Consider the following 25,198-nt stretch of genomic DNA (forward strand, 5'->3'; position numbering starts at 1 on the left):
TGCAACAGGCTTATCCTGACAGTCAGGTAGAGAAAAGAGCCATTGCGCCACAAGCCTCCCTTCCCGCCGGGCCATAAACGGCAAGTGCCATATTTTGTGGCACAGATTTCAGGACCCAAAGCGCCGATTACGCATTCCTCTTTGGCATATCCCGCAGATCAGGGTAGCATGGCGGCAAAATTCCGGAACACCGACAAGAGGCCGGGAAAAAGAGTAACGAGAGAGCAGATGACAGGACCCCTTTCACGCAGGCCAATCGCGCTTTTGCTGGCTACAGGACTGATGGCCGCTTGTCAGATGGCCACACCGGAGACAGAGATTTTACGCGCCTCCGAGACCCCCGGCGCACCGCCCGGTGCGGATCCGGAAAGCTGTTTCTCCCATCATGTGACCCCTGCCATCATCGAAACAGTAACCGAGCAAGTTCTCGTGCAGCCTCCCCAGATCGACGCCTCGGGAGCGGTGTCCTATCCGGCGGTCTACCGTACGGAGACCCGTCAGGAGATTGTGCGTGAGCGCAAGGAGTTGTGGTTCGAAACCCTCTGTCGGGAAGACTGGACACCGGAGTTCATTGCCTCGGTTCAACGGGCGCTGGCTGTGCGCGGTTATTACCACGGCACCGCCCACGGTCGCATGGATCACGCCACCCGCGGCGCGATCCGCGCCTATCAGTTGAAACAAGGGGTGGACAGCGAAGTTCTGTCCTTGGCTGCCGCCCGCCAACTTGGGCTTAAAGAAGTGCCGCGGGAGGGGTAACGCCGCTCCGGTACGCTTTGCCGCAACACAACATTTACACACTAAAAAAGGCGGCCCGAAGGCCGCCTTTGATGTTTTGGAAGTCCGGAAGGATTATTCGTCCACACCCAGCGCCACAAAACGCGGCTCACCGGCGCGGCGCACCAGAAGCAGGACGGTTTTGCGTCCGGCATCCTTGGCTTCTTCAATCCGTGCCTCAAGGTCCGAAAGCGACGCAATTTTTTGCTGACCCGCTTCGGTAATGACGTCACCGGCACGTAGACCCTTGGTGTAGGCCTCGGAGGTCTCGTCCACATCCAGCACGGCCAGACCGGTTGTGCCGGACGAGATACCAAGCTGTTCGCGCAGCGTGTCATCAAGCGGCTGGAGCTTCAGCCCCATCATCTCGATCGCTTCGGGAACCTGCGGCGCTGCGTCATCATCAGCAGGAAAAGCGGTGCTTTCTGCGTCTTCACGGCGGCCAAGCGTGACCATCAGCGTTTTGGTTTTGCCGTCACGCAGGACCACGACGCGAACTGCTTTGCCCACTTCGGTTTCGCCAACAGTGCGGACAAGTTCACGGGTATCGCCAACATCCTTGCCATCGAAGGACAGGATCACATCGCCGCTTGCAATGCCGGCCTCTTTCGACGGACCTTCCGGCACATCGGTCACAAGAGCGCCCTTGGCCGCATCCATGCCCATAGCCTCGGCCACATCATCGGTCACATCCTGAATGCGCACACCAAGCCAGCCACGACGGGTCTCGCCATATTCCTTGAGCTGGTCGACCACTTTGGAAACCACATTGGACGCCATCGAGAAACCGATCCCGATGGAGCCGCCGTTCGGAGAGAGGATCGCGGTGTTCACGCCGATCACCTGACCGTCCATGTTAAACAGCGGTCCGCCGGAGTTCCCGCGGTTGATGGCTGCGTCGGTCTGAATGTAATCGTCATAGGCACCGGAAAGCGCACGACCGCGTTGCGAGACAATCCCTGCAGAGACCGAGAAGCCCTGCCCCAGCGGGTTGCCCATAGCCATGACCCAATCACCAACACGCGCCGCATCACTGTCACCAAAAGGGACAAAGGTCAGCGGCTTGTCGCTTTCGACCTTGAGCACGGCAATATCAGTGGTCGGATCGGTGCCGATCAGTTTTGCCGGCAGGGTGAACCCTTCGAAAAATTCGATTTCAATCTCGTCGGCCCCGTCAATGACGTGGTTGTTGGTGACGATATAGCCATCTTCGGAAATCACAAAACCAGAGCCCAGAGCCTGTGACCGGCGAGGTGCTTGTCCGCCCGGATTGTTGCGCTCCATGAAATCACGGAAGAAATCCTCGAAGGGTGAACCTTCGGGCACGATCGGAGAAGGATCGGTCGAAGCCTCGACCACCGTGGTTGTGGTGATATTGACCACAGCCGGGCTGACTTTCTCTGCGAGATCGGCAAAGCTTTCGGGCGCGCCGCGTGCTTCTGCGGCGATGCTCTGGAACATGAGGGCGAACGCACCCATGAGCGCCACGAACATCATGCGCCATCTGGCGCGCGTTTCCTGAGGGGTGAAAGTGACGGCGCGAGCCTGTGTCATAGGTCTAATATCCTCCATATGATGCGCCCCGAGGCAAATTTGCCTATGTTCCGGCGCGGCGACTGTCCTCAGGGGTACAAATAGGGCGTGACCAACACAACTCAATGTCGGTCGCGCTTAGTCAACAGCATGTGAGCCGGGTGTGACAAGCGCAAACGGTGCAAATCTGCGGGGAATTCCAAGGCGTTTGCGACTTAAAGCATATCGTGCAAACCCGGACGACCGATTTTCGCAAAACCTGCTGCGGCATATGGCGCCGGGCCGGCAGGCCCCAGTGTCAGAGGCGTTAAGGTGAATGCCCTTAAAGGAACGCAAGAGCGTGCCTTGCCCCGCTCAAAGGCGAAAACGAGAGGTGCGGACAAACAGCCTAAACGCCAAGCCCCCGCCGCGCCAGCGCGACCAGAACGACACCAAAGGCCAGAGCGATCAATCCGATCATGCGCCGCCTTGCCTGCGGCAGTTCCGCAAAGGCACGCAACACCTCTTCCAAACGCGCAGGGGCCAGTGCAAGCACCAGCCCCTCCACACATAGCACCAATCCTATCGCAAGGATCAGAAAGCCCATTTACCGCCCCGTGTCGGACTTCAGATAGTCGAAGAACTCGCTGTCCGGCGACAGAACCATCGTGGTGTTCTCGCCTTTCAGACCCGCACGGTAAGCATCCAGAGAGCGGTAGAATTCGAAGAACTCCGGATCCTCACCATAGGCATCGGCATAGATCCGGTTTTTCTCCGCATCGGCCTCACCACGAGTGATCTCCGCCTGACGGCGCGCGTCGGACTCAAGCTCGACCACGGTACGGTCGGCTTGCGCACGCACGCGTTGGGCCGCCTCTTGGCCACGGGCGCGCTCGTCGGCGGCCTCGCGGGCACGTTCCGCACTCATCCGTGCAAAAGTGGCATCAAGGTTCTGATCCGGCAGGAAGGTCTGTTTGAGACGCACATCCACAACCTCGACCCCGAGAGACAGGGCACGCGCACGGGCGCTGTCACGGATACGTTCCATCAGCTCGGAACGATCATCCGAAAGAATGGTCGACGAGGTCACACTGTCGGAGCCAAGCACTTCACGCACCTGCGCGTTGAGGATGCCCTGAAGACGGTCCTCGGCCAGTGCGATGCCGCCAGTGGACACAGCCTGACGGAAGCGGACCACATCGGAAATCCGGTAACGTGCGAAAGCATCAACCAGAAGACGACGGTCATCCGAAGGCGTCACCTCGATTTCCGGTGTTTCCAGTGACAGGATGCGGTCGTCATAGAAAACGACCTCCTGAATGAACGGCAACTTGAACGCCAGCCCCGGTTCTTCTTTCACCGATTTGATCTGACCGAATTGCAGCACCAAGGCCTTTTGACGTTCATCCACGATAAAGAGCGAGGACATCACCAGAACCAGCGCCACAAACAGGACGCCGAAGAGAATAGGAAGCTTCTTCATCAGTTCGACCCCTCATTGGTGGTGGATTTCTTCAACTCGTTGAGCGGCAGATAAGGGACAACCCCCTGCCCGCCAGCTCCTTCGTCGAGGATGATCTTGTCCATACCGCCATAGACCTCTTCAAGCGCCTCAAGATAAAGACGTTTGCGGGTCACGTCGGGCGCAGTCTGATACTGGGCCAGAACGGCCGAGAAGCGCGAGGCTTCACCTTCGGCTTCGTTGATGACCTGCGCGCGATAGGCTTCGGCTTCTTCCAAAATCTGCGCAGCCGTCCCACGCGCGCCAGCCAGCACGGTGTTGGCATAGGCATCCGCTTGACGCACAAGACGATCGCGTTCCTGCTCGGCGGCCTGCACGTCGCGGAAGTCGTCGATGACTTCTTGCGGCGGGTCGGCTTTGTCGAGGTTGACGCGGATCACGTTGATGCCGCTGTCATAGCTGTCGAGCGTGTCTTGGATGAGAGTCATCGCCGTATCGGCGATCAAACCACGATCACGGTTGAGAATCGGTGCCAGTTCGGAGGCCGCGATGATTTCGCGCATCGAGGATTCCGACACGGCCTGCACTGTGGTGCGCGGGTCGGCGAGGTTAAAGAGATATTTCGCCGGATCGCTGATATTCCAGACCACCTGAAAATCGATGTCGACGATGTTTTCATCCGTGGTCAGCATCAAACCGGAGCTGCCCTGACCGGCAAGGCCGATGCTCTCGGTGCGTTCGCCCGTAACGATGACTTTCTCGTAGCTGACCAGCGGCCAAGGCGCAAAGTTCAGACCTGGTTGGCCGATCTTGTAGAAGTCACCGAGGAAAAGCTCGACCGATTGTTCTTCGGGCTTCACGGTATAGAAGGAGGACGCGGCCCAAAGACCGATCGCACCCAGCACAGCAAGGCCGATCATCCCTTTGGACACACGGGGGCCTTCGCCTCCGCCGGACCCGTTGGGACGACCACCGCCGCCACCTTTGCCGCCCATAAGCACTTTCAGATATTCATTGCCCTTGTTGAGCATCTCGTCGATTTCGGGAATCTGAGGCTGCTCGCCCGGACGGCGATTGCCACCTCGATTGTCATCCCCGCGGTTGTCCCCTCCGGTCGGGCGATTTCCACCGCCGCCCCAAGGTCCGCCATTATTGCTGGCCATTAAGGTCAAGTCCTCTCTCGTGTAGATCGTATAGATCAGGCCCGACAGAAAACCTCTGTCGGGCGCTCCCGTGTAACCTGTTCGTTCTGGCCCCGATTTTCAAGGGTGCTCAGGTGTCGCAGTTCGCTTTATCGTGACCAACAGGAGATCATTTGTGAACCCGCACCGGCTCTTTCATCAAAACGATCTCTTCGGCCATGGTCGGATGCACCGCCACAGTGGCATCGAAATCCTCTTTCGTGGCCCCCATCTTGATGGCCACACCGGCAAGCTGGATCATCTCACCGGCATGAGGCGCGATGATATGACAGCCCAGAACGCGGCGCGTCTCGGCACAAACGATGAGTTTGAACATCACGCGTTCGTTCTTTTCAATGAAACTGTTCTGCATCGGACGGAAGGCGGCGGAGTAGATTTCAACCGGCCCTTCATCACGCGCCTGCTCTTCGGTCAGCCCGACAGCGCCATATTCCGGCTGGGTGAAAATCGCGGACGGCACATTGGCATGATCCGGTTTCATCGGATTGCCTTTGAACACCGTCTCGTGGAAAGCCACGGCCTCGCGGATCGCCACGGGGGTCAGCTGGATGCGGTCGGTGACATCGCCCACGGCAAAGATCGAGGGGATATTGGTCTGCGAATATTCATCGACAACGACCGCCCCACCACGACCAAGGCTCACGCCCGCCTCTTCGAGGCCAAGCCCCGCCGTATTAGGTTTGCGGCCTGTGGCATAGAGCACCACGTCAAAGAGGCCCTCGCGCCCGTCGGTTGCCTTGACCCAGATTCCGCCGTCGCGTTTTTCAAGCCGCTCCACATCGCTGCCGACATGCAGGTTGACGCCCTGTCCACGGATCAGTTCCGCAATGTGGCCGCGCGCCTCGTCGTCAAAACCCCGCAGGATTTGCGCCCCGCGATAATATTGCGTTACCTCCGAGCCCAGCCCGTTGAAAATACAGGCGAATTCACAGGCAATATAGCCGCCACCAACGATCAGAATACGCTTGGGAAATTCGGGAATGTCGAAAATCTCGTTCGAGGTGATCGCATGTTCGATCCCCGGCACATTGTCCGGCACGAAAGGCGTGCCCCCCACGGCGACGAGAATATGCTTGGCGGTTTTCTCGGTCCCGTCCGCCAGCACAACCGTGTGCGGGTCTTTGACGGCCGCGCGCTGATGCAGGATTTCGACACCCGCATTGCCCGCGTTTTTCGTATAGATGCCTTCGAGGCGCGACAGTTCCGCCTTCAGCTTGCTCTGGAAGCTCGGCCAGTCGAAATCTCCCAACCGGATGTCCCAGCCGTATTTAGCTGCCTCATCGGCAGCATGAGAATATTGCGAGGCGAACACCATCAGCTTTTTGGGCACACATCCGCGAATGACACAGGTGCCGCCCATACGGAATTCCTCTGCCATGGCCACCTTTTTGCCATCCGCCGCCGTAAGCCGCGCTGCGCGCACGCCACCGGAGCCGCCACCAATCACGAAGAGATCATAGTCGAAATCCATCTGTCCCGCCTTTTTTCGAAGAATTCTAAACTTGAGGCTAGATGTAGGGGCTTTGACGCCAAAGGAAAACCCCGCGCCTGACGCACGGGGGCTTTGCAGCAACACATTCCTGTTTCGAACATCCCTGCTTCGATCAGTCCGGCCCCGTCCCTGTTCCCGACCCTGCGCGACGATCAGGCGAGATCTGCGAAAATGTTCTCGCTGTCTTCGAACTCAATCCGGTCTTCATCTTCTTCGCCCGACAGGATGTCTTTCGTCGTCACCCGACCGTCACCGTGGCCGATGATCACCTTGTCGCAAATGTCGATAAACAGACCGTTTTCCACCACGCCGGGAATCTGGTTGAGCACCAGAGCAAGCTGGCGCGCGTTGCCGATACGTTGCAGATGCAGGTCGATGATATGATTGCCCTCATCGGTCACATAGGCCGCGTCCCCGTTCATCCGCACGGTCGACTGCTGACCAAGAACATCCATTGACACCAGCGTTTCCTCCACCAGCGCCTTGGTCGTCTGCCAGCCGAAGGGGATCACCTCCACCGGCAAGGGAAACGCGCCGAGCATATCAACCTGTTTCGACACATCCGAAATGACGATCATTTGATCGGAGGCCGTGGCCACGATTTTTTCTTGCAACAACGCGCCGCCGCCGCCCTTGATGAGGTTGAGTTCGGGGTCGAATTCGTCGGCCCCGTCAATCGTCAGATCAAGCCATTTCGCCTCATCCAGAGAGATCACCTTGATCCCCTGCTGACGCGCCAGTTCCGCCGTGCGGCTCGACGTCGGAACGCCAACGATATCAAGACCTTCCTCACGCACCAACTCGCCCAGACAGCGCACCATCCATGCGGCGGTCGAGCCTGTGCCAAGGCCCACTTTCATCCCGTCTTCAACATAACCCACCGCCTTTTTCGCGGCCACGAATTTGGCGGTATCAATCGGTGACAAGGTATCGGACATGCTGCGGTTCCTCCGAAGGGATAAAACAAAGCGCCTCTGTCTTGGCGTTCAGGACAGGTTTACAGGACAACCACGCCGTTTATAGGCAGGGACCGGCCGTTTTGACAGATAAAATCTGGCTGCGATGTAGACAGGGCCGCACTCGGGCGCGACAAGAATGCAGATGTGCAACCGTCACGCATGTGGCAGGGTATGGAAATGACGGACCGGATCGTAAAACTCATCCACCTGACACTCGGCACGATTTGCGTGATTCTGGGCTTTATCGGGGCGTTTCTGCCCGTGATGCCAACCACGATTTTCGTCATCCTCGCGGCCTTCTTCTTCACCAAAGGCTCGCCGCGACTAAGGTCATATCTTCTGGAGCACAGGATTTTCGGTCCGAACATTCGCGCATGGGAAGAAACCGGCGCCATTCCGCGCCGGATCAAAGTGGTTTCCATTTCAATGATGCTGCTGAGCTTCGTGCCCACGCTGCTTTTGCGTGTGCCTCCGCTGTATCTGGGGCTGCAGGCCGTTCTGATCGGGGTGGGCGCAGCCTATATTCTAACACGCCCAGACGCCTGAGCCTTGAACACCCTCAATCGCGCACAAGCGTGAAGTCGAAATCGACCCGCGCATAAGGACCATCGACCTTACCAGACAGAGCAAACCCCTCCGGAAAACTACCAGCAGGTTGCGGCACATAGGTCATCACCAGATCTTCGCGCACGCCGAACACCGTGTCCTGATCCAGATAAGGATCATCTGCGGGAAAGACTTCGGTCACAAGATCGCGGAAGCCCTTGGCCTTGACGATAAAATGCAGATGCGAGGGCCGCCACGGGTGCCGTCCGGCGGCCTTCAGGATATCTCCGACAGGGCCATCGGTCGGCACGGTGTAGCTGACCGGTCGCACAGTGGTGAAGGCATAGCGGCCATTTTCATCTGCGGTCATCAACCCGTGAAAGGACATGATGTCCTGATCGGGGTCCTGACTGGAATACAACCCGTTCGGCGCGGTCTGCCAGATGTCGATCTCGGCACCGGCCACCGGATTGCCTTCGGGATCACGCACATGGCCTTCGACCAGCAACACCTCTTCCTCGAAATCTCCACGCATGTCACCTCCGATCTCCAGAGGCGGCGCGTCCGAGACATGGAACGGACCAAGCACGCTGGAACTGGTCGCACCGGGCCGCGAGTTGATCATGTCCACCAGAGAGGACAGGCCCATCACATCCGACAGCAACACAAATTCATTGCGTTCAGGGGTGGTGATGCGACCCGCCCATTCCAGAGCTTCAAGCCCCTTGCGCCATTCGTCATGGGTCAGCCCGACCTCTCGGGTAAAGGCATGCAGGTGCTTTGCCAGACAACCGATCACTTCGCGAAACCGCGGATCGGTGTCTTGCGAGAAATAGCTCTGGAAGACCTCGGTGATATTGTCGGGTGTCACGTTGCGCATGGGTATCTCCTAGTTGAGAATAGCAAGGCTGAGTTGCGGAAAGCAGATCAGCAGGATCAGGACAAAGAGCATCACCCCCGCGAAGGGCAGCGCGCCCATAAACACGTCTTTGAGGGAGATACGGTCATCATTCAGCGTGGCCTTGATGACAAAACACGAGATGCCGAGCGGCGGTGTCAAAAGGCCGATCTCCGCCCCGATCACGGTGATAATGCCGAACCAGACCAGAGACAGGCCCATCGGTTCGATCAGCGGCAAAAACAGTGGCACGACGATCAGGATGATCGACGAGGTGTCGAGGATCGTGCCCAGAAACAACATCAGGACGATGTAGAACACCATGATCTGCGCAAAGCCAAAGCTGGAACCGGCCAGCAGATCGGCCAGTTCATTGGGCAGTCCGGCAAGACCAAGCATCCGACTATAGATCGACGCAGCAGTGATCAAGAACAGGATCGCGGCGGTGATATGGCCGGTCTCGATCAGCGTCTCCCACAACCCGCGCCAACTCATAGAGCGCCGCAGCATCGCGATAACAAGACCCAACAGGGAACCCGCGGCACCGGCTTCGACGGCAGTGAGCCAGCCAAGGTAGATGCCGCCGATCACGGTGAAGATCAAAAGCAGCATCGGCAGGGTCTTGGACGCAATCTCGCGCCACGGCATCGGTTCGTAATCGTCCGCAGGCCGCCCGCCGACAAACGACGGTGCAAAGCGTCCCATCGCCCAGATCGCCGCGATATAGGCCAGCGCCAGCAGCAGCCCCGGCACAACACCGGCGAGGAACATATCGCCCACGGATTGTTCGGCGACAAAGGAATAGATGATGAGCATGGCCGAAGGCGGGATGATCATGCCCAGAACGGATGACCCGGCCACAACACCCACGGCAAAGCGCGGTTTGTAGTCATATGCCAGCATCTCCGGCACGGCGACCTTGGAAAATACCGAGGCCGAGGCGATCGAACTGCCCGTGACGGCGGCAAAGGCGGCGTTGGCACCAACGGTTGCCATGCCGATCCCGCCTTTGACCCGCCGGAATCCCGTACTCATGACGCTGTAAATATCGGTGCCCAACCCCGCTTTCGAAACCACCAGCCCCATAAAGCTGAACAGCGGCACAGTGGCAAAGGTGTATTCCATCGCGCTATCCGCAACGGCGATCTTGAGCAGGTTCATCGCCAGATCGAAATTGTCTCGCATCAACCAGATCGAGACAAAGGACACGACGCCCAGCGCGATGGGGATATAGACCCCGAGATAGATCATCACGATAATCGCAATGACAGATGCAGTGCCGATCTCGATAGGACTCATGATTGCTCCGATGTCGGGGTTGCGGGGTTGCGCGACGGGCCTACGGATTTAAGCAGAAGGATCGCGGCGCAGAGCGTGGTTCCAAACAGAACGGTCAGTTTGATCGGCCACCATGGCGCGGTGAAAACACCGGGGATGCCGTAGTAATCCTGCGTATCCCACATCTTGAGAAACTCCGGAAAAATCGCCACCGCCGTCAGCGCCATAAGCATGAAGGACAGTAAGTCGATCACCCGTCGCATCGCGGAGGCCACACGGGGGTGGCTCAGACCAATCAACAGTAGAAACCCGTCCGAACGGGTCAGCCGCTCCACACGGATCACGTCCGGCAGTTGCAGAAACACGATCAGAACCATAGCGAATTGCACCAGCTCGACCGCTCCATGAAACGGGCGGTTGAACAGGCCACGCGCCACGATGTCGTAATTCACCACCAGCACAAGCCCCAGCACAACGAGCGTGCCGGTGACATTGGCGGCAATGGCCACACCATTGGTCGCGCGGGTCAGGCCGTTGAGAAGGCGACGCAGGCCCGAAGGCTGCGCCGCATCCGTTGAAGGGACCATCTTGCTCACTCCAGCAGGCCTGCGGTCCAGTCACGCAGGCCGGTGAACCCGTCTGCGGCGAGCTTGTCCAGATAGGCCCGCAACATGCCAGATCCGTCGCTGCCCTTAACATCAAGTGTCGCGGCCCATTCGGCGGCAATATCCGGCATCGACTCGGCCCATGCGGTGCGTGCCTCGACACTCATCGGCAAAATGGTGCCTCCACCTTCGACATAGGCTGCGCGACTCTCGGCGGCCTTGTCCATCGCCATCTGGGACAGGTGATCCCGATAGGCCACGGCCACGTCCTGAAGCGCTGTCTTCACCTCTTCAGGTAGCGTTTCCCAATAGTCTTTGTTGACGGTCACGGTCTTGGTGTTCACCGCGCCCAGATCGGCTTCGAGCATATAGGGGGCCACTTCCGCCATCTTGAATGTCGCAGCCGCTTCGGGCCAGAGCATCGCGCTGTCGACAAGGCCCGTCTGCACCATATTGTAGAAATCCGTCAGCCCACCGCGCACGCCCGCCGCGTTCTCGATCCCTTCAAGATACCGCAGGTTCATACCCGCACCGGCAATCTTGGTGCCCTCCAGATCGGCAATCGAGTCGACCGGCTCCTTGCTGAACAGCTGATAGGTGTCCAACACAACACCAGTGGCCAGATACACCTGATTCTGGGCTTCGAATTCGGCCTGCATCGCCGGATATTCCCGAGCGATCTCGTCCACGGCCTTGGCCACAGCCCGCGCATCCGACGCCACAAAGGGCGTGACGGCGGAGATCGCCTGACTGGGCAGTTTCGAGGAATGGAAAATCGTCGTGACGATACCGATGTCACCCAGCCCCAACTGCACGCCCTCCAGCACGCCGCGCGGTTTGACCACCGTGCCGCCATAGCTTTCGCGCCAGTCGATTTTGTAATTTCCGGTCTCGGCAAGCTTCTTGTCCACCTCCGGGATAAAGAAGTTGGTAAATTCCTGCACCCACATGGCGCGGGCCGGATAACCGTCGATGACATTGGCCGTGATAACTTCTTGCGCCAAAGCAGGCAGTGACGCGCCAAGGCCCATCACCGCAGCGAGCGCGGTGCTTGCAAACAAGTGTTTCATAGTGTCCTCCCAGACTGGGCTTGCGCCCGTGATAGTCCCGCCGCTGTTATTATAGGTCGCGGTCGGGTTCGTTTGTCGTCACGCGGTCTCCCCTCCGCGTTCAGATGATACTGCACACCTCCTCAAATCCGAACCGTGGCAATTTCTGAAAAATCGCCGTTTCATCAGCATAGCCGATGTTACAGAGAAAATTCGATTTCCAACCACTTTCCGCGAAAAACTCCGCATCAACAATCTCGTTGGAAAAACCGGACATCGCGCCGACATCCAGCCCGAGGGCGCGTGCCGCAATCATGAAATAGGCCCCTTGCAAAGTGGAATTCCGGAAAGCGGTCGCCTCGCAATGCTCCGGCTTTCCTTCAAAAAGCGGGCGGCGGTCCTCGTGCGGGAACAAAAACGGCAGTTGCGTCCAGAAATTCGGGTCATAGGCAATGATCGCTGTAACGGGTGCGGCCATCATCTTGTCGACATTCTTGGCCTTCAACGATTTCGCCAACCGTGCCTTGGCCTCGTTGCTGCGCACAAAGACAAAGCGTGCAGGGCAGGTGTTCATGCTGGTCGGGCCGGAAATGGTGATCTCGAATATTTCATGCAACAGTGCGTCACTTACCGGCTTGTTGGTCCACGCATAATGCGAGCGTGCATCGCGCAGGATGAGATCAATCGCGGCATCATCGAGCTTTTCACAAGCCGCCCGCACCGCCCGCACTTTGGCCTGTGCCGAGGCGCGTATATCTGTCATTGCCTCGCTCATTGTGCCGCCTCCTCGACCTCGTCAACCACAGGGCTGGCGCAAATGCCGATACGCTCGATCTCGATTTCGACGGTCTCACCGGGTTTGAGCCAGCGCGGACCCGGCTTTTTGGCGTGACCCACTCCCGGCGGCGTGCCCATCGCAATCAAGTCGCCCGGTTCCAGCGTGGTGAATTGCGACATGATCGCGATGGTCTGCGCCACCGACCAGATCATATTGCCCGTATTGGAGCTTTGCAGGATCTCGTTCCCGACACGGCTCTCGATCTTCAGACCCGCCGCTCCTTCGGGCAGATCTTCGGGCGTCACCACATAAGGGCCGATCGCGCCCGTGTTGTCGAAATTCTTGCCCGGTGTCCACTGATGCGTCTTACGCTGATAGTCGCGCACCGATCCATCGTTGAACACCGTGTAGCCGAAGACATGGTCCAGAGCATCGGCCTCGCTGATATGACGTCCGCCCTTGCCAATGACGATCATCAACTCTGCTTCGTAATCCAGTTGCTCCGAACAGGTCGGCCGCACCAGAGGCGCACCTGCCGCCATGATCGATTTGCGCGTGCGCATGAAAATTGCGGGGTAGTCGGGAATATCGTAACCGCCCTCTTTGATGTGCTCGATATAATTCAGACCGAGGCACAAAATCTTGCCCGGAGCCGCAACAGGCAGCGCCGGTTTGATCTTGGCCACCTCCTCGGACGCGCCCGAGAGTGCGCCATTGCGCAGGGTCGTCATGAGATCGGGGGTCGAGATCAGGCCCATCAGGTCCGTGCTGACCTCGGGCATCGCGGCGGTGACATTCCGCGCCGTTGCGCCGTCTACGAGATAGACGGCGGTGCTGTTACCAGAGTGGCCAACCATGAGCTTCATGACACATTCCTTCGGTTTGTTTTTCATATCTTTGGCGATAATTTTATCGTATGTCAAATAATATCGATATTATTGACGGGAGGTCACAATGCCAAACTGGGAAGACTACAAAGCCGAAGCCAAAGGACGCGGAGCCTTGGCGCTGGAACTTTATGTGGTGACGTCGGTCCCCGCCGCAGAGCCGGCAGAGGTCAAAGCCACCCTGCCCGCACATCTGAGCTATCAACGGTCTCTCGAAGACAACCGGCAACTGGTGCTGGCGGGGCCCCTGTCGGACGAGAGCGGCACCCTGATGGAAGGGGCCGGTCTGATTATCTACCGCGCCGCGACGATGGATGCCGCCCGCGCTCTTGCTGAAGCCGACCCGATGCACCGCGCAAAGGTGCGCAGCTTCACCCTGCGAAAATGGCTTGTAAACGAAGGGTCGCTGAATATCACCCTCGGGCTGTCCACGGGGCGGGCCTCCATGCTCTGAGAGAGCGCTTCAGGGCCGACTGCGTGACTTGCGCCCGATCACATCGAGACGCGGCTCGGCGGCCAAAAGCCGTCGGGTGTAGGCCTGCTGCGGGGCGTCCAGCACCTCTTGGGTGGGGCCAACCTCGACAAGCTTGCCGTGCTGCATCACAGCGACCCTGTCACAAATCTCCTGAACCACGCCGATGTTATGGGTGATGAACAGCACCGATATTCCGTGCCGGTCGCGCAAGTCCAGAATAAGGTCCAGAATTTGCTTCTGGACCGTCAGATCAAGAGCTGAAGTCGCTTCGTCAGCCACAAGCAACCGTGGCTTGGTGATGAGCGCACGCGCAATGGCGATCCTTTGGCGCTGTCCGCCAGAGAACTCATGTGGGAAACGGTCCTGATCAGCGGCGTCCAGCCCGACATCTTCCAACAACGTCCCGACCAATGCACGCCGCTCGGCCCCTTTGGGCGCATCCGGCATCAAATGGAGCGGCTCTGCGATGATCCGCCCGATACGATGACGCGGATTGAGGGAGCCATAAGGGTCCTGAAACACCATCTGGAAATCCCGCCGCGCCTTGCGCAACGCACGCGGACCTAACGAGAATATATCACGTTGATCCAGCACCACCGTGCCGGATGTCGGATGGTCCAGCGCCATGACGGTCCGTGCCAGCGTCGATTTTCCGGAGCCGGATTCTCCGACAACGCCCAGAACCTCGCCCGCATGCAAGGACAGGGACACATTGTCCAAGGCCTTCACAACACCCGACCCGAGATCAAAATGACGTGACAGTTTGCGGATTTCCAATAACGAGGTCATGCGCCCTCCTCCAAAGAGGCCCGCGCCCGTCGCGGCATGGCGTCCAGTAGTTGGCGCGTATAGGCATGAGAGGGGCGGCGCAAAATGTCTTCGGTCGCTCCCTGCTCCATCTCCTCTCCCTGACACATCACGAGCGTGCGGTCCGCGATCCGTGCGATCACGCCCAGATCATGCGAGACCAGAATAAGGGAAATCCCCAGATCGGTGACGAGATCATCAAGAATATTGAGGATTTCCGCCTGCACCGTCACATCCAGCGCCGTGGTCGGCTCGTCCGCGATCAGCAAATCCGGATTTGACGCCAAGGCAATCGCAATCCCCACCCGCTGACGTTGCCCGCCGGACATTTCATGCGGGAAACTGTCGATCCGCTCGGAGGCACGGGAAATCTGCACCATATCCAGCAGACGCAAGGTTTCGGCACGGGCCGCTTTTCTGGACAGGCCTTTGTTCAGGATCATGCCCTCGGCGATCTGCGCCCCCACGCGCATGGCTGGGTTCAGCGCCGTCATCGGTTCCTGAAAAATCATGCCGATCCGGTTGCCACGCAATTTGCACAGGTCACGTTCCGGCAGGCGTAGAATATCGCGCCCCTCGAACATCACCTGCCCCGTGGCCTGCGCCGTGCCCGGCAAAAGCCCGATCATGGTCAGAGAGATCACGGATTTGCCGGAGCCGCTCTCCCCGACGATCCCCAAAACCTCGCCGCGCGCCACGGAAAAGCTGACCCCGTGCACCACTTCAACAGGCGGGAGGCGCTCGCGGGTGAAAGAAACGCGAAGGTCTTTGACATCCAGCATCATGTGGTCTGTCTCCGTCTGGGGTCCGTCAGATCACGCAGCCCGTCGCCCAAAAGGTTCAGCCCCAGCACGGTGATGGCAATGGCCAGACCGGGGGCCAGCACCAGATGCGGCGCGCTGGAGAGGTAGGTCTGGCTCTCGGACAGCATCCGCCCCCAGCTTGGCGTGGGCGGAGAGACTCCCATGCCGAGAAAGGACAATCCCGCCTCGGAGAGAATGCCCAGCCCCGTCTGGATTGCCAGTTGCACAATGAGTTGCGCCGAGATGTTGGGCAGGACATGCTCCAGCGTAATCAACGTATCCTGCTTGCCTGCCATACGCGCGGCTTTGACATAGTCCCGCGCCCAGATCTGGATCGCGGCGGCCCGTGTCACGCGGGCGAACACCGGAATCATAAAGACCCCGATGGCCACCATAGATGTCACGGCCCCCGGCCCGAGCAGAGCGCCAAGCAGGATCGCGGACAGGATTGGTGGAAAGGCGAAAAGCACACCGTTGAACGTCATGACAAGCCGTTCGACCCAACCGCCTTTGGCGGCAGCCATAACGCCGAACACCGTGCCAATCCCGCCCCCGACAAGGGTCGCGGTGGATGCAATGCCCAACGAGGTCCACGCGCCAGACATGATGATCGACAACACATCGCGCCCGATCTGATCCGTGCCCAAGAGCCCGACCTCTCCCGGAGCCTTGAGGCGGGCCATGATATTCATGCCCGTAGGGTCCGCAGGGGTCCAGAACCGGCTCAGAAGAGCCGCACCGATCATAATGACGGTGATGATCCCGCCCAGGACAAGTGTCTTCGGAAGACGCCTCATCTGCGGCCTCTCAGTCTGGGATCAAGACGGGCGTAAAGCGCATCGGTTCCGGCATTCACAACAAGTACGATGGCGACGAACAGCAGAACGACATTCTGCACCACGATGAGGTCACGTTGCGACAAGGCCTGATAGGCCAAGGTGCCAATCCCCGGCAGGCTGAAGACATTTTCAACCAAGACAGCCCCAGAGATGAGAAACGGGATTTGCAGCCCCAGCATCGTGACCACCGGCAGCAACGCATTGGGCACCGTATGCCGCCACAACGCGCGGCGGCGCGACAGGCCCTTGGCGCGGGCCGTGCGCACGAAATCCTCGTTTGTCACCTCGATGACAGCGGCGCGAGTGACGCGGGTCAGGACAGCGGCTTGCGGGATAGCCAGCGCGATGGACGGCAGGACAAGCGCCCCCAGCGCCGCGCCAAACCCTGCCTCCAAGCCGGGGAATCCTCCCGGCGGAAACCACCGGACCTTCACCGCGAAGCCCAGAATGAGCAAAAGCCCGATCCAGAAATTCGGCACGGCAATGCCGATTTGGGAAAACACCGTCGCCAGCCCGTCCCCCGCTTTGCCGGGACGCGCCGCCGCCATGACGCCCAGAGGCAGGGAAACAGTCACAGCCAGCATCGTTGCCATCAACGTCAATGGCAGGGTCACGGTAAACCGTTGCGCGATCAGCTCCGTCACGGCCACGCCATAGGTGTAGGACTGCCCCAGATCGCCGGTCATCACCCCGCCCAGCCAATGCGCATAGCGGACCATCAACGGACGGTCGAGGCCAAGCTCCGCGCGCAAAGCGGCCAGAGTGTCCGGCTGCGCCGAAGTGCCGAGCATGATCTCCGCCGGATCGCCGGGGGCAGCTTCGATCAGCAAGAAGATCACCAGCGAGGCGAGCAGCAAAACCGCCGCGGTTCCCAGAAGTCGGCGCAAAACTGTCAGGTGTCGTGCCATAAGACGCTTTCGAAAGGGACAGGCGGCAAGCTCACCGCCAGACAGGAAGATGTGTCAAAAGAGGCTTACTCCACCCGATTACTCCACCCAATGCACATCGGTCATGTCATTGGCCGGAACAGGACCGTTTTCCCACACGCCTTCCAGACCGGCCTTCCATACCCCCAGTTTCGGATAGGAGAACAGGAACAAAGCAGGCAGGTCTTCCGCGAGAATTTCCTGCGCCTTGCGGTAGCCCGTTTCGCGCTCGGTCTCGCTCGTCGCCGCTGCGATCTTTTCCATCTCGGAGCGGAACGCAGCATTGTCGTAGTTGAAGTAGTAATTGTCCCGCGCATAGATGCCGATATCGAGCGGCTCGGCGTGGCCGACAATCGTCATGTCATAATTGGTGTCTTTGAACACATCCTGAATCCATGTGGCCGGAAAGTCGGAACTCTGGATGTCCGCGCTCACACCGATCTGGGAAAAGAAAGCCTGCAAAATCTCGGCAGAGCGTTGCGCATAGGTGCGGGTCGGGACTTTGAATTCAAAGGAGAAGCCGTCCGGATAACCGGCCTCGACCAAGAGCGCTTTGGCACGCTCCGGATCATAGGGGAACAGCTCAGTGAGGTCTTCATAAAACGGGCTTGCGGGCGAGAAATGCGACCCGATCGCCGTGCCATAGCCGGAACTGACCGCCGCAATCAGGCTCGGGCGATCCACCGCCAGCATCATCGCCTGACGCACACGCGGATCATCAAAAGGCGGCTTGGCGTTGTTCATCCCCGCAACGATTTCCATTTCACCAGCCCCCACCACGGCGTCATAGGCAGGATTTCGGGTGAACTGGTCGAAAAGCTCCGGCGCATCCAGATTGCCGATGATGTCCACCTGACCCGCTTGCAGCGCCGCCGCCTGTGCCTGCGGGTCTTTGATGAACCGCGCGGTCACGCTCTCCAGCGCAGGGGCCTCCCCCCAATAGCCGTCCCACGCGCTCATGATAACGCGGTCGCCTTTGCGCCATTCTTCCACCTTGAACGGTCCGGTGCCGACAGGGGCCGTGTTGTTTGTATCGGCAGAGCTCGGCTCCACCATCACAGCTGCCGGATAGCCCAGCCAATAGAGCAAATCCGAATTGCGGCTCGACAATGTCAGCACCAATGTGATGGCATCCACGGCCTCAACTTTGGAAATGGCCGTGTAATTGGCCTTTTGCCCGTTGGTCGAATCCTCTCCCAGAATACGTTCCAAGGTAAACTTGGCCGTCGACGCATCGAAGGGAACGCCGTTTTGGAAGGTCACATCATCGCGCAGAGTAAAGGTGTAGATCAGACCATCATCAGAGATCGTCCACGCGGTCGCCAGTTGCGGCACCACGCGGCCTTCACGGTTAATGGCCACAAGCCCTTCGAACACGTTCTGCCACGTCACCTGCCCCGCCGCGACGGGCGAGGACACGGTCGGGTCGAGCCCTTGGGGTTCCACCGCCTGAACAAAAGTAACGGCATTGACCTCCTGCGCCAGAACCGGCGCGGCGCCGGCCAGAAGAACGGCAAGACAAGTGCCTTTGAAAAACGCGATATGTTTGGTCATGAGCTGCCCCGTTGAAAGCCTTGGTGCGTGTCGAACTGCGCCATCTAAGAACGCGCCACTCATGAGTGCAAGGCGCAATGGGCCGGAAATCCGCCCGAACCCCGCATTGACGCATCGGAACGCCTTCGGGAAGGGGCACGGATGCCCCTCGAAAGAGTTCCGCGCCGGATCACATCGGCTACCGCACCCGCATCCGCAGCAAACGCCCGCCACGATCAACGGTCAACAGCCACATGCTGCTCCTTTGTCGGGCGACCTTCTGCAAATCTTCCGCCGTTGTGATCTCCATATTGTTCACCTCAACGATCCGGTCACCGCGTTGAAGGCCGAGGCGGGCAGACGCACCTTGCGCCTCAAGCAGAACCACGCCACTGGCCTTGAGAGACAGGCCATATTCATCAATCAACGCAGGCGTCACATCCGCGACGACCATACCGCCCAGAGGACCGGACGATCTGATCTCCACCCTCTGCGTCTCCTCCGATCCCGGCGCGGCAATCAATGACAACTCCAGCTCCACCGGCTCGCCCGCACGCAGGGCCGAGAGTTTGACCTTGGAGCCGACCGGCAGGATCGACAGCCGGTATTCCAGATCAGAGGGCGACAGAACCGGCTGACCATCGAGCGACATAATCACATCCCCTGCCGTCAACCCAAGTGCGGCAAAGGGCGATTGCGGATGCAATTCCGCCAGCACCACGCCTTCGGGACGATCAAGCCCCAGAGCTTCGGCCACCGCATCATCTACCGCCTGTGTCGTCACACCGGACCAAGGATGGATGAAACGGGTCTGGCCCGCCTCTGCCTGACGGGTGAATTCACGCACCAAATTGGCGGGGATCGCAAATCCGATGCCATTGGAGCCTCCCGAGCGCGACAGGATCGACGTGTTGATACCGACCAGGCGCCCCGACATATCGACCAGCGCACCGCCGGAATTGCCGGGATTGATGGCGGCGTCGGTCTGGATATAGGACCCCGCGCCCCCCGGAATGGCAGAGCCCGACCGCGCAAGCCCCGACACGATGCCCGAGGACACGGTTTGCCCGACACCGAAAGGGTTGCCGATGGCCAGCACCAGATCACCAACCTCCAGCGCATCACTATCGGCAAGCGGCAGGGCCGGCAGACCGGACGCCCCGTCGAGACGCAGCACGGCGACATCGGCCTCCTTGTCAGCAAGGATCACCTCTCCCTTATATTCACGCTTGTCGGCCAGAACGACGCGGATGTCGGAAGCCTCCCCCACGACGTGATAGTTCGACACCACAAGCCCGTCCTCCGAGACGATCACACCGGAACCAAGGGAGCGCTGCACCCGCTGGCGTGCGGGGCCGGAGCGGAAAAATTGCGAAAAGAACGGGTCCCCCGCGAAAGGCGAAAACCTCTCCTCAACCACGCGCGAGGCATAGATATTGACCACGGAGGGCGCGGTTTCTTTGACAACAGGCGAAAAGGAAAGCTGGATTTCGGCGCGGGTTTCAGGGACCTGCGGCACCTGTGCGAAACCTGTTCGTGCCGAAGTGGAGACGGAGAAAACCAATAAAGCGGCGATCAAGGCGCTTCGTTTCATCGCGGGGCCTCATATCTGTTCATGATGCACTTAAATGACGCGCCTTGGACAGGCTTTGCAAGCATCCCCCATTCACGGAGCGCGAGGTTCCAAACACATCCTGTTTACTGTTTGTTTACTGTTCGCACCGCGCCTGCCTCAACTGCGCGGCGCCCTTTTCCGCGTTCGTGAAAAAAAGGGAGGCCCGAAGACCTCCCAGTAGATTCCACGAGATAAGCCTTGGGGGCCGGAGCCCCCGAAGCGATTTTAGAAGTCAAGCGTCGCGGTGAGGCTGATTGTGCGGCCTGGCGCATAGATGGCCGTCGCCTTAGTCCCGTTGCCGTAGCTGGAACGCTCGTAATAGGTCTCGTCAAAGAGGTTATCCACGCCAAGACGCAGCGTGGTGCCGGACAGCGACTGCGGCTGCCATTCGGCATAGGCATTTACCACTGTGTAAGCATCCTGAGGCTCGAAACTATCTGTGTAGTCAATCGAACCAGCCCATTCGACTGTGCCGCCGACCTTGAGGTTATACTCCGCAAAATCCTGATCTACATAGAGCGCCGCAGTGTCCCCAACAGGCGTAAAGACGCTGTTGCCCGGATCAATGTCTTCACCATCATATGACACGTCCACATTGGTGTAGTTCATCCCAACACGGCCTGTCCCCCACGAATATGCTGCATTCAGCGTGTAGCCTTCGCTTTCATATGGCTCAGCATTTTCGAGGCTTCCCCCGTAAACATAGTTCGAAAGCCCTTCGATTCGGGTTTTGAAATAGGTGACACCACCTTGGAACGCCCCGAAATTCGCATTCAAACCGATCTTCACATTGCGGGATTTAGCCGTCTCAAAATCGGGATCCGTGTAATAGGGGTCATCCCGTGCGTGCAAAAAACCGTATTCACCAACATTATAACCCAGCCATGTCTCAGAGCCCCCCGCAAAGAGTTCGACTCTATCCACGACCTCATATGACACGGTCGCATTCGCGCTTCCGCCGCTATCAGAGAACCGCTCGCCGTTCCAGTCCTCGAAACGGTGGAAGTCATACCGCGCCCCTGTAGAAATATCGAAACGCCCGAATTCAAGACGCGCCTGCGCATAAGCGCCAAGTTGCGTCGTCGACAGGTTACGCACCCCTGCCCCGTTATCGCCATAAGCATCAACGGAATAGTCATGCTCGTTGAAATCCACACCAGCAGTGATCGAGCCGGCATCAAGAGTGAAAACGTTCTGGATCTTGCCGCCGAACTGATCCTCTTGCAGATCCATATCGCCATTGAAACCTGAAGTAACATAATTCGGACGCCAATAGTCATTCTCACTCACATACAGGAAAACCTCGGGATCCCATACGTCCGTCGGCGCGGTCGTTGTGTATCTGAGAGAGATCGTGTCACGGGTCACTTCCATCGGATATAGCGTATCGTCCGTGCTCAGATCGAGGTTCATCTTGATCGTGCGATCTTCCTTGTCCTCATCATGCGCGTAGTTCAACTCAATACGGTGCGTGTCAAATTCATAGCCCACCTTAGCAAGGATCCCCCCTGCCGCCGGCGCTGACCCAAGCACCTCTTCGCCATCTCCGGTTTCGTAATTGTCCCCATCCTGCTTGCTGACCATAAAGAGCCAATCGAACCCGTTATAGGCCCCAAATCCTGCTAGGCTGCCTGCAACACCCTGCCCGTTATCGCCATAACTCAGGCTCGCGCGTCCACCGATATTGTCGCCTTCGTCCAAAAGATCGTAGGCAGAAACGGTTTCATAGCTCACCGCACCGGCAGCCGCGGCAAAGCCGCTGTCAGCCGCAGCGGCACCAGCCTCAACCTCGACAGATTTCAGGAAGGCCGGATCAAAAACAGAGGATCCTGTGTGGTGCCAGCTTGTCCCTGCTTGAGGCGCGCCATCAATGGTAACGGCCAGATTGGATTGCTCCATGCCGAAGACATAGATCCGTTTCGCAGGCCCCGCGCCACCCGCAACAGAAACTGCGGATTCACGCGCAAACAACTCACTCACGTTTTGCGGGCTGAGGGCCTCGATGTCCTCTTCGGAAATCACAGCGCCACCGGTGGCCTCGACATTTTCCTGCCCTTCATCAACGAGCGAAACGTTGATCATGTCGAGTTCATAGACCTCCTGTGCGAAACCTGCGGAGGCGAAAGCGACGTAAGACACGCCACACAACGCCATAAAGCGTGAAATTTTCATGAGTCATCCCCTTAGAATGCGACAAATTCGTGCGATGAACGCGGAATTACGCAGGGCTCTATAGATTCTCAAGTATTTTTGTCAGGATTCTATTCGATTGAAAATTAAAGAATTTTCGAATCATAGGAAAATCAAAGAGGCAAATTTACCTTCATTCCAAAATAACAAATAAAAACAGTCGGATAATAAAAACACCCCGCAGAGAAAACTCTGCGGGGTGTCATTTTCAATCTCGCGCAACTGATGCAATCAGATCACATCTGCGGAAATTTCCGTTTTAGCGCGGCTCGGACCGCAGCCCGCGCCATGTGGCATAGCAGGCCAGCAACAACACGATGGTGAAAGGAAAGCCGGTAGAAACGGCCATCGCCTGCAACGCGCCGAGACCGCCGCCCAGAAGCAGGGCAATAGCAATCAGACCTTCGAAAGCGGCCCAAAACACCCGTTGCGGCACGGGTGCGTCGACCTTGCCCCCTGCGGTGATCGTGTCGATCACCAGAGAACCGGAGTCGGACGATGTCACAAAGAAAACAATCACCAGAACAATCGCGATCAGCGAGGTGACGGATTTCAAGGGCAGAGCTTCCAGCATGGCAAAGAGCTTCAACTCCAGCGCGGCATCGGACACAGCCGTATAGCCGTCATTGACGATCTGGCTAATGGCTGTGCCCCCGAAGGCGGTCATCCACAGCACCGACACAAGCATCGGCACGATCAGAACCGCCACGAGGAATTCCCGCACGGTCCGGCCACGCGAGACACGCGCGATGAACATGCCCACGAACGGTGACCAGGAAATCCACCACGCCCAATAGAACGCAGTCCAGCCTTGGCGGAAGTTGTCATCCGTGCGCCCGAACGGGTTGGACAGTGCCGGAAGGTCGATCACATAGGCTTTCAGGTTGGCAAAGAACCCCGTCAGGATTGCCGCCGTCGGCCCCACGATGATCACAAAGAGCAAAAGCAGGGTCGCCAGTGCCATGTTGATCTCGGAGAGACGTTTCACACCGGCGTCCAGCCCCGCCACAACGGAGAGAAGCGCCAGACCGGAGATCGCTGCAATCAGAAGGACTTTCGACACATCATTGACTGGAACACCGAACAGATGGTTCAGCCCCGCATTGGCCTGCTCCGCACCGAACCCCAGCGACGTCGCCAGACCGAAGAGCGTCGCAAACACAGCCAGAATGTCGATGATATGTCCCGGCCAGCCCCAGATCCGCTCACCGAAGATCGGGTAGAAGATCGACCGCACGGTCAGAGGCAGACCTTTGTTGAAGGAAAACAGCGCCAGAGACAGTGCAACCACGGCATAAATCGCCCAAGGGTGAAGCGCCCAATGGAAAATCGTCGCAGCCATACCAAGACGACGCGCAGCTTCGGCATCGCCCGCGGCACCGGCCAGAGGCGCCCAGCTTTCCGGCGTGCCCGCATTGTCAGCGAAAGACGACGAGAAATGCGAGATCGGCTCGGAGACGCCGTAGAACATCAGACCGATGCCCATACCGGCCGCAAAGAGCATGGCGAACCAGCCGCCGTAGGAATAGTCGGGACTTGCCTCCTTGCCGCCGATCCGCACTTTGCCGTAGGGCGACACAATGAGAAAGAGGCAGAAGACCACGAAGATATTTGCAGCCGTCAGGAAGAACCAGTCAAAGGTCTGGGTCAGCCAGTTGCGCAAATGGGTGAAAATCTCGCCGGACTGTTCCTGAAATGCCAGTGTCACCAAGACAAAGGCCACAATGGACAGGCCGGAGATGAGAAAGACAGGGTTGTGAATATCAAGCCCGAAAGGCCCGACATTCGGGGTGATGTTATCCTGACCGATTTCATAATCGGTCTCGATCAATGCAGCCGCGCCCTCCGGGGCGGGAATGCCGTCGTCGCTCATAGAATTACTCCTAAGGATTATAGTGTCATCCGAACACACGCAGCCCTGCCCTGACGAGCAAACAGCCAGCAGGTGTCAGCGCAGATCAGCCGCGCACGAGAAAGACGGATGCGTCGGTGTGGGTCGCGAGTTTGCCGCCATGGGACGGCCAGAAATGATCAACGACATTGGGAACATGGGTGGCCATCACCACCAGATCAGCACCAGCCTCTTTGACCGCACGGGCCAGAGACTTGTCCAGATCGGTGGCCGGATCGTGGCTCACAACAGCACGGGCTGCGGTTTCGAAACCGTAGCGCTTGCCCTGGTCTTGCGCGAATTGCGCCAGATGTTTCGCATATTCTGTCGGATTGTGCCCCAGAGAACCGGGGGTTTCAGCAGTGACACCAACATAGGTGACGGAAGCGTTGTAATGCAGAGCGATATCTGCGGCGACTTCCAATGCGCGGGACAGGTTGTCCACATGCGCAAGGTCCACTGGGACCAAAATTTTTGTAAACATATTGTCCTTTCGGGGAGGTTTTGCGGGCTTGCCGGCCCCTCGTCGTCCTTTCATGAAAACGCGCCGCTGAGGGCGACGCGAAAGAGATGAAACGCAATGGCAAAATGCCTTTCAACAAGGACAGGATAGCTGCCCTGCCCCTGTTTTGCAAACAGATGAAAATTTAGGCATGTCACTCATCATCCCGAAAAGC

24 protein-coding genes are annotated in these 25,198 nt (G+C 58.5%); 3 read left to right on the forward strand and 21 right to left on the reverse strand.

The features are described 5' to 3' along the window. Positions 1–228: 228 nt before the first annotated feature. Positions 229–756, forward strand: a complete 528-nt coding sequence (locus BM152_RS14610) for a peptidoglycan-binding domain-containing protein (protein ID WP_066600780.1) — start codon at positions 229–231, stop codon at positions 754–756. A 93-nt stretch (positions 757–849) separates the two neighbouring features. On the opposite strand, the gene BM152_RS14615 is transcribed toward BM152_RS14610, so the two are convergent. The 6 genes from BM152_RS14615 to rpiA all read right to left on the reverse strand — a co-directional run bounded on the left by BM152_RS14615 (position 850) and on the right by rpiA (position 7,380). Next, positions 850–2,271, reverse strand: a complete 1,422-nt coding sequence (locus BM152_RS14615; RefSeq protein WP_414835845.1) for a Do family serine endopeptidase — start codon at positions 2,269–2,271, stop codon at positions 850–852. Positions 2,272–2,695: 424 nt separating this feature from the next. Beyond that, positions 2,696–2,893 (reverse strand): DUF2065 domain-containing protein, encoded by a 198-nt coding sequence (locus BM152_RS14620; protein WP_066600789.1) that lies wholly within the window; start codon positions 2,891–2,893, stop codon positions 2,696–2,698. Continuing rightward, positions 2,894–3,769, reverse strand: a complete 876-nt coding sequence (hflC, locus tag BM152_RS14625; protein ID WP_066600791.1) for a protease modulator HflC — start codon at positions 3,767–3,769, stop codon at positions 2,894–2,896. Continuing rightward, a complete protein-coding gene (hflK, locus tag BM152_RS14630) occupies positions 3,769–4,911 on the reverse strand; it encodes an FtsH protease activity modulator HflK (protein WP_066600806.1) in 1,143 nt (380 codons plus the stop codon). The genes hflC and hflK overlap by 1 nt, the downstream gene beginning before the upstream one ends. Positions 4,912–5,059: 148 nt before the next feature. Continuing rightward, complete coding sequence (gene gor / locus BM152_RS14635; protein ID WP_066600814.1) at positions 5,060–6,421, reverse strand: glutathione-disulfide reductase; 1,362 nt, start codon at positions 6,419–6,421, stop codon at positions 5,060–5,062. Positions 6,422–6,594: 173 nt separating this feature from the next. Continuing rightward, the gene (rpiA, locus tag BM152_RS14640) at positions 6,595–7,380 is read right to left on the reverse strand and encodes a ribose-5-phosphate isomerase RpiA (protein WP_066600815.1); all 786 of its coding nucleotides are present in this window, start codon (positions 7,378–7,380) and stop codon (positions 6,595–6,597) included. A 165-nt stretch (positions 7,381–7,545) separates the two neighbouring features. Between rpiA and BM152_RS14645 the strand changes: the two genes are divergently transcribed. Beyond that, entirely contained in the window at positions 7,546–7,947 is a 402-nt protein-coding gene (locus tag BM152_RS14645) for a YbaN family protein (RefSeq protein ID WP_231730482.1), read from the forward strand. A gap of 13 nt (positions 7,948–7,960) precedes the next feature. Here BM152_RS14645 and BM152_RS14650 read toward each other — a convergent pair whose 3' ends face one another. The 6 genes from BM152_RS14650 to BM152_RS14675 all read right to left on the reverse strand — a co-directional run bounded on the left by BM152_RS14650 (position 7,961) and on the right by BM152_RS14675 (position 13,421). Then, complete coding sequence (locus tag BM152_RS14650) at positions 7,961–8,827, reverse strand: dioxygenase family protein (RefSeq protein ID WP_066600816.1); 867 nt, start codon at positions 8,825–8,827, stop codon at positions 7,961–7,963. A 9-nt stretch (positions 8,828–8,836) separates the two neighbouring features. Continuing rightward, positions 8,837–10,144 (reverse strand): TRAP transporter large permease, encoded by a 1,308-nt coding sequence (locus BM152_RS14655; protein ID WP_066600817.1) that lies wholly within the window; start codon positions 10,142–10,144, stop codon positions 8,837–8,839. After that, positions 10,141–10,710: a TRAP transporter small permease gene (locus BM152_RS14660; protein ID WP_066600914.1), complete on the reverse strand. Its 570-nt coding sequence runs from the start codon at positions 10,708–10,710 to the stop codon at positions 10,141–10,143. The genes BM152_RS14655 and BM152_RS14660 overlap by 4 nt, the downstream gene beginning before the upstream one ends. 5 nt (positions 10,711–10,715) lie before the next feature. Continuing rightward, positions 10,716–11,798 carry a C4-dicarboxylate TRAP transporter substrate-binding protein gene (locus BM152_RS14665; protein WP_066600818.1) on the reverse strand — a complete coding sequence of 361 codons (1,083 nt, stop codon included), beginning with the start codon at positions 11,796–11,798 and terminating at the stop codon, positions 10,716–10,718. Between the two features lie 100 nt (positions 11,799–11,898). Then, positions 11,899–12,540 carry a malonic semialdehyde reductase gene (locus BM152_RS14670; protein WP_082715301.1) on the reverse strand — a complete coding sequence of 214 codons (642 nt, stop codon included), beginning with the start codon at positions 12,538–12,540 and terminating at the stop codon, positions 11,899–11,901. Positions 12,541–12,548: 8 nt separating this feature from the next. Then, a complete protein-coding gene (locus BM152_RS14675) occupies positions 12,549–13,421 on the reverse strand; it encodes a fumarylacetoacetate hydrolase family protein (RefSeq protein ID WP_066600923.1) in 873 nt (290 codons plus the stop codon). Positions 13,422–13,509: 88 nt separating this feature from the next. On the opposite strand from BM152_RS14675, the gene BM152_RS14680 reads away from it, so the two are divergent. After that, entirely contained in the window at positions 13,510–13,896 is a 387-nt protein-coding gene (locus BM152_RS14680) for a YciI family protein (RefSeq protein WP_066600820.1), read from the forward strand. A gap of 9 nt (positions 13,897–13,905) precedes the next feature. Here the strand turns inward: BM152_RS14680 and BM152_RS14685 are convergent, their stop codons facing one another. The 9 genes from BM152_RS14685 to BM152_RS14725 form a co-directional block, all read right to left on the reverse strand. Further along, positions 13,906–14,706: an ATP-binding cassette domain-containing protein gene (locus BM152_RS14685; RefSeq protein WP_066600823.1), complete on the reverse strand. Its 801-nt coding sequence runs from the start codon at positions 14,704–14,706 to the stop codon at positions 13,906–13,908. Then, positions 14,703–15,509, reverse strand: a complete 807-nt coding sequence (locus BM152_RS14690) for an ATP-binding cassette domain-containing protein (RefSeq protein WP_066600825.1) — start codon at positions 15,507–15,509, stop codon at positions 14,703–14,705. Before BM152_RS14690 ends, BM152_RS14685 begins: the two co-directional genes overlap by 4 nt. Further along, on the reverse strand, positions 15,506–16,324 hold the full coding sequence (locus BM152_RS14695; RefSeq protein WP_066600827.1) for an ABC transporter permease: 819 nt from the start codon (positions 16,322–16,324) through the stop codon (positions 15,506–15,508). Before BM152_RS14695 ends, BM152_RS14690 begins: the two co-directional genes overlap by 4 nt. After that, positions 16,321–17,274, reverse strand: coding sequence for an ABC transporter permease (locus BM152_RS14700; RefSeq protein ID WP_066600829.1), 954 nt, complete (start codon positions 17,272–17,274; stop codon positions 16,321–16,323). Before BM152_RS14700 ends, BM152_RS14695 begins: the two co-directional genes overlap by 4 nt. 78 nt (positions 17,275–17,352) lie before the next feature. Beyond that, positions 17,353–18,846 carry an ABC transporter substrate-binding protein gene (locus BM152_RS14705; RefSeq protein ID WP_066600831.1) on the reverse strand — a complete coding sequence of 498 codons (1,494 nt, stop codon included), beginning with the start codon at positions 18,844–18,846 and terminating at the stop codon, positions 17,353–17,355. 178 nt (positions 18,847–19,024) lie between these two features. Further along, positions 19,025–20,419 (reverse strand): Do family serine endopeptidase, encoded by a 1,395-nt coding sequence (locus BM152_RS14710; protein ID WP_066600834.1) that lies wholly within the window; start codon positions 20,417–20,419, stop codon positions 19,025–19,027. Positions 20,420–20,665: 246 nt separating this feature from the next. Continuing rightward, positions 20,666–22,612, reverse strand: coding sequence for a TonB-dependent receptor domain-containing protein (locus BM152_RS14715; RefSeq protein ID WP_066600836.1), 1,947 nt, complete (start codon positions 22,610–22,612; stop codon positions 20,666–20,668). Positions 22,613–22,889: 277 nt separating this feature from the next. After that, on the reverse strand, positions 22,890–24,503 hold the full coding sequence (locus BM152_RS14720) for a BCCT family transporter (protein ID WP_066600839.1): 1,614 nt from the start codon (positions 24,501–24,503) through the stop codon (positions 22,890–22,892). Between the two features lie 85 nt (positions 24,504–24,588). Then, positions 24,589–25,005, reverse strand: a complete 417-nt coding sequence (locus tag BM152_RS14725) for a universal stress protein (RefSeq protein WP_066600843.1) — start codon at positions 25,003–25,005, stop codon at positions 24,589–24,591. Positions 25,006–25,198 lie beyond the last annotated feature (193 nt).

It is taken from the genome of Celeribacter halophilus (assembly GCF_900114135.1).
In the GTDB taxonomy this organism is placed as follows: domain Bacteria; phylum Pseudomonadota; class Alphaproteobacteria; order Rhodobacterales; family Rhodobacteraceae; genus Celeribacter; species Celeribacter halophilus.